9 protein-coding genes are annotated in these 15511 nt (G+C 32.2%); 3 read left to right on the forward strand and 6 right to left on the reverse strand.

What is annotated here, in order from left to right:
• Positions 1–504 precede the first annotated feature (504 nt).
• Positions 505–1407, reverse strand: coding sequence for a DUF6268 family outer membrane beta-barrel protein (locus J3S90_RS15130; protein ID WP_236023984.1), 903 nt, complete (start codon positions 1405–1407; stop codon positions 505–507).
• Positions 1408–1778: 371 nt separating this feature from the next.
• Between J3S90_RS15130 and pafA the strand changes: the two genes are divergently transcribed.
• Entirely contained in the window at positions 1779–3392 is a 1614-nt protein-coding gene (gene pafA / locus J3S90_RS15135) for an alkaline phosphatase PafA (RefSeq protein ID WP_210646886.1), read from the forward strand.
• Positions 3393–3513: 121 nt separating this feature from the next.
• Here the strand turns inward: pafA and lysA are convergent, their stop codons facing one another.
• The 3 genes from lysA to gltB all read right to left on the reverse strand — a co-directional run bounded on the left by lysA (position 3514) and on the right by gltB (position 10870).
• Positions 3514–4734 (reverse strand): diaminopimelate decarboxylase, encoded by a 1221-nt coding sequence (gene lysA, locus J3S90_RS15140; RefSeq protein ID WP_188051691.1) that lies wholly within the window; start codon positions 4732–4734, stop codon positions 3514–3516.
• 161 nt (positions 4735–4895) lie between these two features.
• Positions 4896–6350, reverse strand: a complete 1455-nt coding sequence (locus tag J3S90_RS15145) for a glutamate synthase subunit beta (RefSeq protein WP_210646887.1) — start codon at positions 6348–6350, stop codon at positions 4896–4898.
• Positions 6351–6352: 2 nt separating this feature from the next.
• The gene (gene gltB, locus J3S90_RS15150; RefSeq protein ID WP_210646888.1) at positions 6353–10870 is read right to left on the reverse strand and encodes a glutamate synthase large subunit; all 4518 of its coding nucleotides are present in this window, start codon (positions 10868–10870) and stop codon (positions 6353–6355) included.
• Between the two features lie 418 nt (positions 10871–11288).
• Between gltB and sucC the strand changes: the two genes are divergently transcribed.
• A complete protein-coding gene (gene sucC / locus J3S90_RS15155) occupies positions 11289–12482 on the forward strand; it encodes an ADP-forming succinate--CoA ligase subunit beta (RefSeq protein ID WP_188051688.1) in 1194 nt (397 codons plus the stop codon).
• Positions 12483–12690: 208 nt separating this feature from the next.
• Positions 12691–14256, forward strand: a complete 1566-nt coding sequence (locus tag J3S90_RS15160; protein ID WP_210646889.1) for a protein adenylyltransferase SelO — start codon at positions 12691–12693, stop codon at positions 14254–14256.
• Positions 14257–14344: 88 nt separating this feature from the next.
• On the opposite strand, the gene J3S90_RS15165 is transcribed toward J3S90_RS15160, so the two are convergent.
• Both J3S90_RS15165 and J3S90_RS15170 read right to left on the reverse strand, forming a co-directional pair.
• Positions 14345–15004 (reverse strand): NAD(P)H-binding protein, encoded by a 660-nt coding sequence (locus tag J3S90_RS15165; protein ID WP_210646890.1) that lies wholly within the window; start codon positions 15002–15004, stop codon positions 14345–14347.
• Between the two features lies 1 nt (position 15005).
• A complete protein-coding gene (locus J3S90_RS15170) occupies positions 15006–15473 on the reverse strand; it encodes a DUF1456 family protein (protein WP_188051694.1) in 468 nt (155 codons plus the stop codon).
• Positions 15474–15511: the final 38 nt, after the last annotated feature.

Below are 15511 nucleotides of genomic sequence, written 5' to 3' on the forward strand. Positions count from 1 at the left end.
ACTGCAGTTATGTGGGAGAGTATGTCGTCGCCTTTCTTTAAAAACCCTTCATCTATCGATGAAGGGTTTTTTGTTTTATATCAAATCCCCATTTTAATCTTCTATTTTATTTGTAATTAAAAGTATTGTGGGATCAATCTCAAAAGTTGGGTATTATCCGAAAATATTAGATTATGGATCAATACAAATTGTTATGGGAAATATTAAAATCTAGATATTTGTGATTTCAAATTCTACCAAATGCAAGATTTCTATAGCAAACTAATCAAGTTAATATTAACCGAAATCATTGTTGACTATTTTGTATTAATATGTTTTAAAAAGCAAGAAGAGACACTAAGGCTCATAACGATAGTAAAAAGTATGCATAGATATTCGTTAGATTAAAAAGGAAAAACGCTATGTTCCTCAAACCTCTAAATTAAGATCTAAAAGGTTTTACCTATTATATTAATGTATTTATTGTTGCTTGTATAGTTAATTTAATTTGAGTTTTAATATTATTTATTTAGAAGGAATATCAAAACGATATATTGCTTCTACTTTTAAAAAAGCAGAACTATTTAAATTTGTATTTAACTTTATTCGATTATCTCCAATTTTTATTGGTGTTATTGATAGATCAATTTTATCACCTTCTGTATAAACATCATATTTATTAGTTGAAAAGCCAAATTTTAGTCGAAGCAGAAGGTTTTTATACAATGAATTATTCTGTATGTATGATGAAGATTCAAGAGTTCGATTTTCGGTGTAAGTTATTTTTTTATTTTCCTCATGTATCTTATATGTTTCTGAAACTCCTTTGTAGTCAATACCTAATTTTGTTTTACTTGAAATTTTATAATTCATATCAAAAAGGCCCGGTAGTAAAGCACTAATTTCAAAATTAGAACTAGGGCTAATGTAATATATTCCTACCAATGGCGTAATATAGAAACCATAGGCTTCATTACCTGCATATACCCCAAATTTATAATTTAATCTCTTATTTTTTTTATAAGTCCACAATGCAATTCCACCAGCATAAATATCTTTAAAACTTAGTTTTTTATAATCTGATGAAACTACAGGTAGTAGTAAATACGTACCAGTCCAGTTATCTGAATGCTGACTTGTTACACCTAATTTAATACGATTATAAAATAATTTAGTATTGTCAGTATTAGTGAATAATTGTAATTCCTTGATACTAAAATCAAAACCAGTAATAAGTGCTGTTTTTTGGGTAAGTACAACTGGTAAAGTTAATTTAGCATCAAAAATTCTAATATTCGACGTATCTAAAGTATTTTTAAAAGAAGTTTTTTCAGTCTTTGAATAACTGACACTTAATACATCTACATATTCTTGAGCTTTAGTTAGTAGAGGAATAAATAAAAAGAGTAAAATAAGTGTTTTTCGCATTATATAAATATAACTGTTTTTATAATATGTTTTTTTTATTTACCGTTAATGTATTCATTATTAGTATTTATAATTTGAGTTTTATATTAAAATATTTTTCTTGATAATTTATATTTGATTATAATTCTATTTTAAAATTAGTATACTAATTTTCAATTGTTTTTTTGAATTTATAGTTTTGAAATTTACTTTCTATTCGCAATTAATTAAATTCTTACAATACATTATTTAAAAAAAAATAATAATAATAAGTAAGACTAATTTTTAGATTTTTATCAAGTTAATAATTCATTAAATTAAGAGTCTTATAGTAGTGTCTAAAGTTTGATTGGATTTTAAATTGTATTTTTGTTTAAATTTAAAATTATAATATGAAAAAAATTATTTTCTTTTTGGTATTTATTTTATCGGTTAGTTCGCAAGCTCAACAACGACCAAAATTAGTTGTTGGAATAGTGGTAGATCAGATGAAAATGGAGTATTTATATCGCTTTTCTGATGATTTTTCGCCAAATGGTTTTAAAAGATTAATCAATAATGGATACGTTTTTCAAAACATGCATTATAATTATATGCCTACTTACACTGCACCAGGACATGCTTCAATCTATACAGGGGCAACTCCTTCAACGCATGGAATTGTAGGTAATGAGTGGTTTAGTCGAACTCTTGGAAAACAGATGTATTGTACAGATGATGCTAGTGTCGCTACAATAGGTGATGGTACAAAAGAAGAAGGTGAAATGTCTCCTAAAAATCTACAAGCAACTACTATAACTGATGAACTTAAAATGGCAACTAATTTTAAAGGAAAAGTTATTGGAATAAGTATGAAAGACAGAGGAGCTATATTGCCAGCTGGACATTTTGCTGATTGGGCATTTTGGTTCAGTAAAACAGGAGCTTTTATTTCTAGTTCTTTTTATGGAAAAGAATTACCTAGCTGGGTAACTAAATTTAATTCTGAAAAAAGGTTTATGCCTTATTTAAATAAAGGTTGGGATTTGTATAAGCCTGCAGCTACATACAATGAAAGTATGGTAGATAATAATCCTTATGAAGGGAAACTTTATAAAAGTGAAACTCCAACAATGCCATACAATCTTAAAGATATGTATGATAAAAATGGTGCAGGAGTTATCCGTTCAACTCCTTTTGGGAATGATTTATTAGCCGAATTTGCTAAGGAAGCTATTGCTAAGGAAGAATTGGGTAAAGATAATATTACAGACTTTTTAGCAGTAAGTTTTTCTAGTACTGATTATGTAGGTCATTTATTAGGACCACGTTCGATGGAACTACAAGACACTTATTTACGTTTGGACCAAACAATTGCTGATTTTTTAACTTATTTAGACAAAACAGTGGGTAAGGATAATTATTTACTTTTCTTGACTGCGGATCATGCTGGTGCTGAAAATGTTAATTATTTGAAAGATAATAAATATGCGGTAGATTATATAAATCCAAAAGACATTCGTAAAAGTCTTTCTGACTTCTCTACAAAAACTTTTGGCACGGATCTAATTCTTAATTATTCAAATTTTAATTTGTTCTTTAATAAAGAAATTATCAAGTCAAAAGGATTAGAATTGAGCAAAGTAAAACAAGCTTTTAAAGATTTTCTAATGACACAAGACTATATGAAACGTGTTTATTCAGAGGAAGAAATTTTAGCTTCAACAGGTGCTGATTATTATTTAAATTTTATCACTAAAGGATATGATACTACTCAAAATGGTGATTTAGTTTTATTGCAAAAACCAGGTTATTCAGAGCACGGAGCATTGGGAACTTCACATGGTACTCCTTATTCCTATGATACACATGTGCCAGCTATTTTTTACGGATGGAATATTAAACAAGGTGAATCTTATTCTAAGAAAGAAATTACATCAATAGCGCCAACAATAGCTCAAAAGATTAAAATTACTTTCCCTAATGGAACAGAATCTCATGTATTAGAAGAAGTTTTAAACAAATAATTACTTTAAAAAAAAGCTGTATCATTTGATGCAGCTTTTTTTTTTGTTGTATTTTTTATTTTCTTTAGAAATAAAACAGCTCTATATTAAATGTAGTGCCGTTTTATATTGTAAATTAAATTTATACTTTGGTAACAGTTGTTGGTAATGGTATTTGATTTTTTAATAAATCTTCAAAAGTTTCATGAGCTCTGATTAAATGTCCTTCACCATTCATCCATAAAACTTCTGCAGGTTTGTAACGAGAATTATAATTGGAAGCCATTGAGAAACAATACGCTCCGGCATTCCTAAAACTTAAAATATCACCTTCTTTAATTTCTGAAATTCTTCTGTTGTTGGCAAAAGTGTCTGTTTCACAAATATATCCAACCACAGAATAGAATCGTTCTTTTCCTTTGGGATGTGAAATGTTTTCAATGTGATGTTGTGAACCGTATAACATAGGTCTTATTAAATGATTGAAGCCACTGTCAATACCAGCGAAAACCGTAGAGGTAGTTTGTTTTACCACATTCACTTTTGCTAAAAAATAACCTGCTTCACTCACTAAAAATTTTCCAGGTTCAAATATTAGTGTTAATTCTTTTCCATATTCAACACAAAAAGCATTGAATCTTTTAGATAATTTTTTACCTAACTCTTCTATATCTGTCTCTATATCATCTTTTTTATAAGGTACTTTAAAGCCGCTTCCGAAATCAAGAAATTCAAGATTTTTGAAGTTTTTAGCAGCATCAAATAATATTTCAGCAGCATACAAAAATACTTCTATGTCAAGAATATCTGAACCAGTATGCATGTGTATCCCCACAATATTCATCTTTGTATTTTCAACAATACGAACTAAATGAGGTAATTGATGTACAGAAATACCAAATTTACTATCAATGTGACCAACAGATATATTGGCATTTCCTCCTGCCATTACATGCGGATTTATTCTAATGCAAACGGGAACATTTGGATATTTTGTTCCAAATTGTTCTAGTATAGATAAGTTGTCAATATTAATTTGGACACCCATTGCATTAACTTCTTCAATTTCTTCTAAAGAAACACCATTTGGAGTGTAAAATATTTTATCTGGTTCATAACCCGCATGAAGTCCTAACATCACTTCTTGAATAGACACAGTATCAAGCCCTGACCCCATTTCCCTTAATAGTTGAAGAATAGCAACGTTTGAAAGTGCTTTCATTGCGTAATTAATACGTAACTTATTTACCTTAGAGAAAGCTTTTGATAATCTGTTGTATTGTGATTTTATTTTTTCGGCATCATAAACGTATAATGGACTGCCAAATTGTTCAGCTAATTGAAGTAAATCTTTTGATTGCATGATTATTAATTTTTAGCAAATTTATTGTTCTTTCTTTAGCTCTCCAACTTAATTAGTAGTTTCTAACAAATTATAACATAAAGTTATAAATTAAACAATTTTCTAATTTTTTAATAAATCATTTTATCATACAATTCAGTAAAAATAAAATAGTAATTAATTTATAAAGTTGGTAAATCGCCATTTCCTTTAGTTGGTAGGTTTGTATATCCCATTAAATACTTGTCGACTTCTCTGGCTGCTTCACGACCTTCAGCTATTGCCCAAACAATTAATGATTGTCCACGACGCATATCACCAGCGGTAAAAATATGAGGTATATTTGTTTGGTAATTAGTTGCTTTATAATTACTTCTTAAATCAACTTCTAAGCCTAATTGATCGCTCAACCTTTTTTCAGGACCTGTAAATCCTAAAGCTAATAACGCTAAATCACAAGGCCAAATTTTCTCAGAACCTTCTTTTTCAATTAATTCGGGCCTTTGTCCGGGAGTCATTTTCCAAAATACTTCAATTGTTTTTAAGCCAACTAACTCTCCTTTTTCATTCGAAATAAATTCTTTAGTATTAATTAACCAATTTCTATTGCAACCTTCTTCATGTGAAGAGGATGTTTTTAATTGCAATGGCCAAAAAGGCCAAGGTGTAGATTCACTTCTTCCAATTGGAGGTTTTGGTAAAATCTCAAAATTAGTAACCGATTTTGCTCCATGTCTGTTTGAAGTTCCTACACAATCGGAACCAGTATCTCCACCACCTATAACAATGACATCTTTGCCAGTTGCCATTACTTGATTTTCAATTTTTTCTCCGTACAATGCTTTGGTTTGTTGGGTCAAGAAATCCATTGCTTGCACAACTCCTTTACTTTCAATTCCTTTTGTTGGTAAACTTCTTCTTTCTGTTGCTCCTCCGCATAATACAATAGAGTCAAAAGAATTTAATTCTTCAACACTATAATTTATACCAACGTTTACATTGGTTTTAAAAATAATTCCTTCGGCTTCCAAAATGGCGACGCGTCTGTCAATAATTCCTTTTTCTAATTTAAAATTTGGAATTCCGTAACGCAATAAACCGCCAATTGCATTGTCTCTTTCGAAAACGGTAACAGTATTACCCGCACGATTTAATTGTTGTGCAGCGGCTAATCCTGCAGGCCCAGAACCTATAACAGCAATAGTTTTCCCTGTTCTTATTTTAGGAATTTGCGGTTTTATCCATCCTTCGGCAAAACCGCGTTCGATAATATTTTTCTCAATATTCTCAATTGCTACAGGTTCACTTATAATTCCTAAAACACAAGATTTCTCGCATGGAGCAGGGCATAAGCGACCGGTAAATTCTGGAAAATTATTGGTAGATTGCAAAATTTCTAATGCACTTTGCCATTCTTCTTGATGTACCATGTCATTAAAATCAGGTATCAAATTTCCTAAAGGACAAGCACTGTGACAAAAAGGAATTCCACAATCCATACATCGTGAACCTTGTTCCTTCATCTTGTCTTTTTCCAAAGGAATTGTAAATTCCATATAATTTGACACTCTTTCTTCGACAACTATATTATTTTCGTCCGTTCTATTATATTCTTTAAATCCTCCTATCTTTCCCATGATTATAGTGCTAGTAGTTCTTCAATCTGTTTTTCTTCCGTTAATCTTTGTAATGCTTTTTTATAATCTGTTGGCATTACTTTGATGAAATTTGTCTGTTGGTTTTCCCAATCTTCCAGAAGCCTTTTTGCTACTGGACTACTAGTATATAGAGAATGATTTTTAATTAAACGTCTTAATTTAGTAGTGTCTTGCTCTTCAAGAGTTTCAAAAGCAACCATTTCCATATTGCATAATGTAGCGTCAAACTTTTTATTTGGATCATAAACATAAGCAATACCACCGCTCATTCCAGCTGCAAAATTCCGTCCTGTTTTTCCTAAAACTACTACAGTGCCTCCAGTCATATATTCGCAACCGTGATCTCCAATTCCCTCTACAACGGCTATTGCTCCAGAGTTTCTAACACAAAAACGTTCCCCGGCCATTCCATTTATATAGGCTTCTCCAGTAATTGCTCCGTAAAGGGCAACATTTCCTATTATAATATTTTCTTCTGGTTTAAAAGTTGCAGTAGGAGGAACTTTGATAATTAATTTTGCTCCAGAAAGCCCTTTTCCTAGATAGTCATTGCAATTTCCATGAATTTTAAAAGAAAGTCCATTCGTTGCAAATGCACCAAAACTTTGCCCAGCAGAACCTTCAAAGTCCACTAATATCGTGTCATCTGGTAATCCTTGTGCGCCATATATTTTTGAAATTTCATTACTCAAAATAGCTCCAACAGAACGGTCCGTATTTTTAATTTTGAAAGTAACTCTTGTTTTTTCTTTTCTATAAATAGAAGGAATCGCTGCTTTTATAATATCAAAATCGAGTACGTGCTCTAATGCGTGATCTTGTGTTGTAGTATTGTGATTTGGAACCGTTTTTGCTTTTTCTGGTTTGTATAAAATGGCTGATAGATCTAATCCACTGGCTTTGTAATGTGTAATCGCCTTATTAACATTCAGTTTCTGAGATTGTCCCACCATTTCTTTTAGTGTTCTAAATCCTAATTGTGCCATTATTTCTCTTAATTCTTCTGCAATAAAATACATGAAATTAATAATGTGTTCTGGCGTTCCTTTGAAGTTTTTTCTCAATTCAGGATCTTGAGTGGCAATTCCGACAGGACAAGTATTCAAGTGACAAGCGCGTATCATAATACAACCGGATGCTACTAATGGAGCAGTTGCAAAACCAAATTCCTCAGCTCCAAGTAAGGCTGCAATAGCTACGTCACGACCTGTTTTTAATTGTCCATCACATTCTAAAACCACACGACTTCTTAAATCATTTAAAATTAGGGTTTGTTGTGCTTCGGCTAAACCAAGTTCCCAAGGAATTCCTGTATGTTGCAAGGATGTTAATGGTGCAGCACCAGTTCCTCCGTCATATCCTGAAATTAAAATTACATCAGCTTTTGCTTTAGCAACTCCTGCAGCAATGGTTCCAACACCAACTTCTGATACTAATTTTACATTAATACGCGCTTCTCGGTTTGCATTTTTTAAATCGAAAATTAATTGGGATAAATCTTCGATAGAATAAATATCATGATGTGGCGGAGGTGAAATTAATCCCACATAAGGAGTTGAGTTTCTTGTCGCTGCAATCCATGGTACTACTTTTTCACCGGGTAATTGCCCGCCTTCTCCAGGTTTAGCACCTTGAGCCATTTTTATTTGAATCTCTTTAGCGTTTGTCAAGTAGTTTATCGAAACTCCAAATCTCCCAGAGGCAACTTGTTTGATAGCACTGTTTTTAGAATCTCCATTTTCCTCTTTCTGAAAACGTCTTTGATCTTCTCCACCTTCTCCAGAATTACTTTTTCCGCCAATTCTGTTCATGGCTATTGCCAAATTTTCGTGCGCTTCCTGACTGATAGATCCGTATGACATCGCGCCAGTTTTGAATTTTTTTACAATTTCGGTCCAAGGTTCTACTTCATCAATTGAAATAGGATCTAGATTATTAAATTCGAATAAACCTCTAATAGTCATCAAGTTTTCGCTTTGATCATTCACCATCGTAGCATATTCTTTGTAACTTTCTGGGCTGTTTAATCGTACCGCTTGTTGTAGTTTAGAAATAGTCGTTGGGTTAAACATGTGTTTTTCTCCATTTCTTCTCCATCTATAAATTCCTCCAATTTCAAGTGGTAAAAGATTTGCAATTTCAGAATTTGGAAACGCTTTTTGGTATCTTTTCTTGATTTCTTTTTCGATTTCCATTAGACCAATTCCTTCAATTCTTGACGGAGTGTAAGGGAAATATTTAGAAGAGAATGTTTTATTTAAACCTAAAATTTCAAAAATCTGCGCTGCTCTGTACGAATGTAAAGTAGAGATGCCAATTTTATTCATGATTTTAAGAATTCCTTTTGCAATCGCTTTATTGTAGTTTTTGATGGCGTAATCTGCTTTTACACCAGTGATAAAACCTTGATTTATCTGGTTGTGAATAATTTCATTCACCATATATGGATTGATGGCACTTGCTCCATAACCAAATAATAAAGCAAAATGGTGCGGTTCACGAGGTTCTGCTGATTCGATAATGATGCCAAATTTAGAACGTGATTTAAGGATGTTCAGTGAATGATGAATGTAAGAACACGCCAATAACATTGGTATAGGAGCCATTTTATCACTTACGCGTCTATCCGAAATAATTACGATATTACAACCTTCAGAAACTGCTTTAAATGTTGCTTGAACCGCTCTTTCTAAAGCACGTTCTAATCCGTTTACTCCTTTTTCTATAACATATAATGTAGAAATGGTTACTGATTTGAAATCAACATGGTCAATATTTCTTAATTTATCCAAATCCTCATTAGAAATAACAGGATTTTGAATTTTTAGCTTTTTGCATTGCTTGGATTCAATCTCAAAAAGATTAAAATCACCACCAACAGCTAAACTAATATCTGTGATAATCTCTTCACGAATACCATCCAAAGGCGGATTAGTAACTTGTGCGAATAATTGTTTGAAATAATTATATAAAAGTTGTGGCTGATCGGATAAAACGGCTAGAGGAGTATCGTTTCCCATCGAGCTTAAAGCTTCTACACCATAAGCACCCATAGGATTTATGATTGTTTTTAAATCTTCGATGGTATAACCAAACAAACGCTGTCTGGTTCCAAAATCAACACTTTCAGTTGGAATTGCATTATTGGTATAAGGAACTTCAGCTAATTGGAGTAAGTTTTCATCCAACCATTTTTTATAAGGTCTTTTCGTTGCAATGGCATTTTTAATTTCATCATCCTCTATGATTCGGCCTTCGTTCATGTCTACTAAGAACATTTTCCCGGGCTCTAAACGACCGTGTTGAATTACATCTTCAGGCTTTATATCTAATACTCCAATTTCTGAAGACATAATCACAAAACCACTTTTGGTCAAGGTATAGCGAGAAGGACGCAATCCATTTCTATCGAGTAAAGCACCAATAACGTCACCATCAGTAAACGGAATAGAAGCGGGACCATCCCAAGGTTCCATAATACAAGCATTGTATTCGTAAAATGCTTTTTTCTCTTCAGACATGGTTTGGTGCTTTTCCCAAGCTTCTGGAACAACCATCATCATCGCTTCTGGTAAGGAGCGACCCGTCATCAATAATAATTCGACAACCATATCCATAGAAGCTGAATCTGATTTTCCTTCTAATATAATAGGGAATAATTTTTTTAAATCATCTCCAAAAATAGTACTTTCCATCAATTCTTCACGAGCTCGCATTCTACTGATGTTCCCTCGAAGTGTATTTATTTCCCCATTGTGACACATATACCTAAAAGGTTGTGCGAGTTCCCAAGACGGAAATGTATTGGTAGAAAATCGTTGGTGTACCAACGCTAATCTAGTTACTAGATCTGAATCCGATAAATCAGTATAATAACGACTGATGTCTTCTGGCATCAAGAGTCCTTTATAAATTATGGTTGTAGTCGAAAAACTAGAAAAATAGAACATGTGACTTTCTGAAGTTCTAGAATTTCGAATAGTGTGTTCTGCAATTTTTCTAGCGGCAAACATTTTAGCGTTAAATTGCTGTTCTGTTATTTCTAAACCATTTTTACCAACAAACACTTGTTTTACTGTTGGTTCTTTTTCAGCCGCAATTTGTCCTAGATTTTCAGTCGCAACTGGTACTTCTCTCCACCCTAAAATGGCTAGATTTTGATCTTTTATAGCATTTTCAAAAGCTGTTTTACAAAAAGCAACTTGATTTAAACTTTTTGGCATGAAAACCATTCCTACTGCATATTGTCTTACTTCGGGAAGTTCAAAGTCACATACTTTTTTAAAAAAATCATGAGGTATGTCAAAAAGTATTCCTGCTCCATCACCGGTTCTTCCATCGGCACTTACCGCACCACGATGCTCTAATTTTATTAAAATATCGAGTGCTTTGTGTATAATATCATTCGACTTAATTCCATTTAAATTACAAATGAATCCTGCTCCACAATTATCGTGTTCAAATTCTGGCAAATAAAGGCCTTGTTCTTTAATTTTCATTTTGTTGTGTTTTTAATACAAAAATAAATATTTAAGTGAATTTAATTTAATAAATAATTGATATTGATTCATTTTTCTCAATTTTATTCAAAAATTGATAAATAAATAGCAATTGTGTAATTTATATGTTCGTAAATGATAAATCTTTAAATTCTAATTTTTAAAAAAGTAAAATCGCTTTAATTATAGGGTGTTAGCTACTAATTACTCAATCGATATAGTAATTTTTAATGTATAAGGTCAAGAAGAATATTTTTTCTATTTTCCACTTAAAAACAAAAAAAAGACAAGTTGATTTTTAATTGGCTGTTATTATCTTTTTTTTAATATCAAAACATTTCTCTATTCAGATGAATTTTGCTATTTTTGTCGCACTTTTATTCTGAAAGAAATTCAGAAGCCAGACAAATTCTATATTATGAACATACACGAATATCAAGGAAAAGAGATTTTAGCAAGCTACGGAGTTCGCATTCAACGCGGAATCATTGCAAATAGCGCAGCAGAAGCTGTAGAAGCTGCAAAACAATTAACTACTGAAACAGGTACAAGTTGGTATGTTGTAAAAGCCCAAGTTCATGCAGGTGGACGTGGAAAAGGTGGTGGAGTTAAACTTGCCAAAAACTTACAACAAGTAGAAGAAATTGCAGGACAAATTATCGGAATGCAATTAGTTACACCTCAAACTTCGGCTGAGGGTAAAAAAGTAAGTACCGTTTTAATCGCAGAAGATGTTTACTATCCTGGAGAAAGTGAAACGTCTGAGTTTTATGTTTCTGTATTGTTAAACAGAGCGACTGGACGTAACATGATTATGTATTCTACTGAAGGTGGAATGGATATTGAAGAAGTTGCAGAGCACACACCCCATTTAATCTTTACTGAGGAAATTGATCCTGCTGTAGGATTACAAGGTTTTCAAGCTAGAAGAATTGCTTTTAACTTAGGTCTTTCTGGAAATGCTTTCAAAGAAATGGTAAAATTTATCGATTCTTTATATAATGCTTATATTGGATCTGATGCTTCGATGTTTGAAATTAACCCAGTGTTAAAAACATCTGACAATAAAATAATGGCTGTTGATGCTAAAGTAAATATCGATGATAATGCTTTATACAGACAAACTAAATATGCTGAAATGCGCGACATTCGTGAGGAGAATCCAATCGAAGTTGAAGCTAAAGAAGTAGGATTAAACTATGTAGATTTAGACGGTACTGTTGGATGTATGGTGAACGGAGCTGGTTTAGCAATGGCAACTATGGATTTAATTAAGTACGCTGGTTTTGAGCCTGCAAACTTCCTTGACGTAGGTGGAACTGCTGATGCAAAACGTGTTGAAACTGCTTTCCGTATTATCTTGAAAGATCCAAACGTTAAAGCAATTTTGATTAACATTTTTGGAGGAATCGTTCGTTGTGATCGTGTTGCTCAAGGAGTTGTTGATGCATACAAAAACATGGGTGATGCTATAAAAGTGCCAATTATTGTTCGTTTACAAGGGACTAATGCAGCAATTGCAAAAGAATTAATTGATAATTCAGGAATGCCAATATTATCTGCTGTTGAATTTCAAGAAGCTGCAGACCAAGTAAAAGCTGCACTTTCTTAATTACAAATTGTTATATATTAAAAAAACCTGTTTGCCTTAGCAAACAGGTTTTTTTTTGCTATTTACTTTTTATGAGGTATTTTCTAAATAAGAAAAAGGATTTCAATAATAGTATAAAGTTATCGTAAAAATAAAGGTATCTGTATTGTATAGAATATCTTTGTATCTACTCAAATTATTTAATTTGCGTAGCTAAACAATAGAAGATATGAAATTAAATATACAAAATAAATTTACTTCAGAATTACCAGCTGATCCTATACAAACTAACGATCCTAGACAAGTACATCAAGCTTGCTTCTCGTTTGTTGAACCTAAAAAAACAGAAAAACCTTTCTTAATTCATGCTTCTAAACAAGTAGCACTAGAAATTGGACTTTCAGAGGAAGACTTACTTTCTACTGACTTCTTAAATGTATTTTCTGGGAATTCCATTTATCCTGAAACCCAACCTTTTGCCATGTGTTATGCTGGACATCAATTTGGAAATTGGGCGGGACAATTAGGAGACGGTCGTGCTATAAATCTTACTGAAGTTACTCATGATGGTAAGAAGTATACTTTGCAATTAAAAGGAGCAGGACCAACGCCATATTCAAGAACAGCCGACGGTTTAGCTGTTTTACGATCTTCTATTAGAGAATATTTGTGTGCAGAAGCGATGTTTTATTTAGGCGTTCCCACAACACGTTCTCTTTCTTTGATGCTTTCTGGAGATCAAGTACTACGTGATGTTTTGTACAATGGAAACCCAGCATACGAAAAAGGCGCTATTGTTAGTAGAGTAGCACCTTCTTTTATTCGTTTTGGTAGTTTTGAAATCTTTGCCGCTAGAGAAGATCTCGTTAATCTTAAACTTTTAGCTGATTTCACAATCAAAAATCATTTTCAGAATGTTAAGTCGGAAGGTGTCGAAAAATATTTATCATTTTTTGAAGAGGTTACTCAAGCCACTTTAAAAATGATTGTAGAATGGCAACGTGTTGGTTTTGTTCACGGAGTTATGAACACGGATAACATGTCTATTCACGGACTAACGATTGATTATGGGCCTTACGGTTGGTTAGAAGATTATAATACTGGTTGGACACCCAATACTACAGATAATCAGCATAAAAGATACCGATTTGGCAACCAACCTGAAATTGCCTTGTGGAATTTATATCAGTTAGCGAATGCACTCTATCCTTTAATAGAAGATGCTAAACCTTTAGAAGCAATTCTAGAAGCCTATAGTTCTAATTATGAAAAGCAATATCTGAATATGATGCAAGATAAATTAGGTATTGAAAACAAAAGCAACTATGATCTATTTTTAGTTAATCGATTGACTGAATTACTTGAAAAAGTAGAAACAGACATGACTATTTTCTTTAGGAATTTAGGCAACATAACAAAAGAAGATGCAGTAGTGGTAGCTTTTGGAAAAATAAAAGAAGCTTTTTATAATGAAAAAGAATTGAATGAAGTGCTCTTGAAAGAATGGTATGATTGGTTTGAAATTTATAATTTTAGAATAAATGAACAAACGCTTTCCGACTTAGAAAGAAAACAAAAAATGAATGGTATTAATCCTAAATATGTATTACGAAACTATATCTCACAATTAGGTATTGATGATGCAGAGAAAGGTGATTATTCTTTGTTATATGAATTAATTGAAATGCTTAAAAAACCCTATGATGAACAACCTAATTTTCAAAAATGGTTTGCCAAAAGACCGGATTGGGCAAGAAATAAAGTGGGTTCATCAATGTTAAGCTGTAGTTCTTAAAATATATTTTAATAAATAATTAATTTACTTCAGCAACATTAAAAATAGTAATAAAAAAACCTGCTTGTTACAAGCAGGTTTAAATTTGTTATGATTCTCCCATTTCTTGGAGTAAAGCTGATTCGTATATTTTGAAACCTTTATGCTTTTGCTGTGCAATCTTAAAAAGTGCTTTCGCGACTATTTTGCCCTCTATAGGTTTGTATTTTTTTAAATTTCCAAAGAATAAAAAGGGGAGCATTTTCATAAAAAGACCACCTATTTTCTCTGCTAATCTAAATTCATTACGGTCACCTAATAAAAGAGAAGGCTGTAATACAGCAATGGTTTCAAAATCTGAAGTGCGAAGATAATCTTGAATTTCGCCTTTAGTTTTTAAATAAAAATTACTAGAATTTGCATCGGCACGTAGAGATGAAATTATCAAGAATTGTTTCACCTTGTTTTGTGAAGCAATTTCTGCAAACTGTTTTGGATATTCATAATCTACTTTCCTAAAAGCTTTTTGGCTTCCCGCTTGCTTAATGGTTGTGCCAATTGTACAAAAGAAATCATCTCCAACCACTAATTCTTTATAGCTTTCTGGTTGATCAAAATCAATGATATGTTGCTTTAATTTAGGATGCTTTATACCAGTATCTCTTTTTGAAAAAGTGATTACATGACTGTATTGATCACTTTCTAAAAGTTCCGTTAAGAGGTATGAACCAATTAAACCAGTACTTCCAATTACCAAAGCCGTTTTCATACTAGGATTTTTTATTCTTACCAAAATTAAATTTTACTTTTTCAACTACTTGAACTTTTGAATTTCCTTTTGGATATTGCTTTTTAGATGTGTTTTTTGTAGCAGGTCTTGACTTAGAAGGAGCTTCATCACCTCTTGATTTTTCTTCATCTCTTGGTTTTGCCTTAAACTCAGGTCTGTCTTTCGCTCCGTCTTTCGCCGGAATTTGTGCTTTATGTTTAGCTAAAACATCGTTGGGATTTTTAGGATTCTCTTTTGTTCCACGCAAATGAATTACTAATGCATTTAGGAAATTACGCAACACCTGGTCACCACATTCCATGTAGTTTTCATGTTTTTCATCACGAAAAAAAGCACCTAATTCTGATTTAGTGATTCTAAAATCTACTAGTTCTAATATTTCAACTATTTGATCATCACGTAACATTAAAGCTACACGAAGTTTTTTAAAGATATCGTTGTTAGTCATCATTTTTATTTTTTACAAAGGTACGGTTAAAATGCAAT

The organism is Flavobacterium flabelliforme, from assembly GCF_017948675.1.
In the GTDB taxonomy this organism is placed as follows: Bacteria; Bacteroidota; Bacteroidia; order Flavobacteriales; family Flavobacteriaceae; genus Flavobacterium; species Flavobacterium pygoscelis.

Excerpts from the sequence above, each read along its gene's own strand:
- J3S90_RS15130 (WP_236023984.1), bottom strand. The coding sequence starts at position 1,407 with ATGCGAAAAACACTTATTTTACTCTTTTTATTTATTCCTCTACTAACT.
- pafA (WP_210646886.1), top strand. The coding sequence starts at position 1,779 with ATGAAAAAAATTATTTTCTTTTTGGTATTTATTTTATCGGTTAGTTCG.
- lysA (WP_188051691.1), bottom strand. The coding sequence starts at position 4,734 with ATGCAATCAAAAGATTTACTTCAATTAGCTGAACAATTTGGCAGTCCA.
- J3S90_RS15145 (WP_210646887.1), bottom strand. The coding sequence starts at position 6,350 with ATGGGAAAGATAGGAGGATTTAAAGAATATAATAGAACGGACGAAAAT.
- gltB (WP_210646888.1), bottom strand. The coding sequence starts at position 10,870 with ATGAAAATTAAAGAACAAGGCCTTTATTTGCCAGAATTTGAACACGAT.
- sucC (WP_188051688.1), top strand. The coding sequence starts at position 11,289 with ATGAACATACACGAATATCAAGGAAAAGAGATTTTAGCAAGCTACGGA.
- J3S90_RS15160 (WP_210646889.1), top strand. The coding sequence starts at position 12,691 with ATGAAATTAAATATACAAAATAAATTTACTTCAGAATTACCAGCTGAT.
- J3S90_RS15165 (WP_210646890.1), bottom strand. The coding sequence starts at position 15,004 with ATGAAAACGGCTTTGGTAATTGGAAGTACTGGTTTAATTGGTTCATAC.
- J3S90_RS15170 (WP_188051694.1), bottom strand. The coding sequence starts at position 15,473 with ATGACTAACAACGATATCTTTAAAAAACTTCGTGTAGCTTTAATGTTA.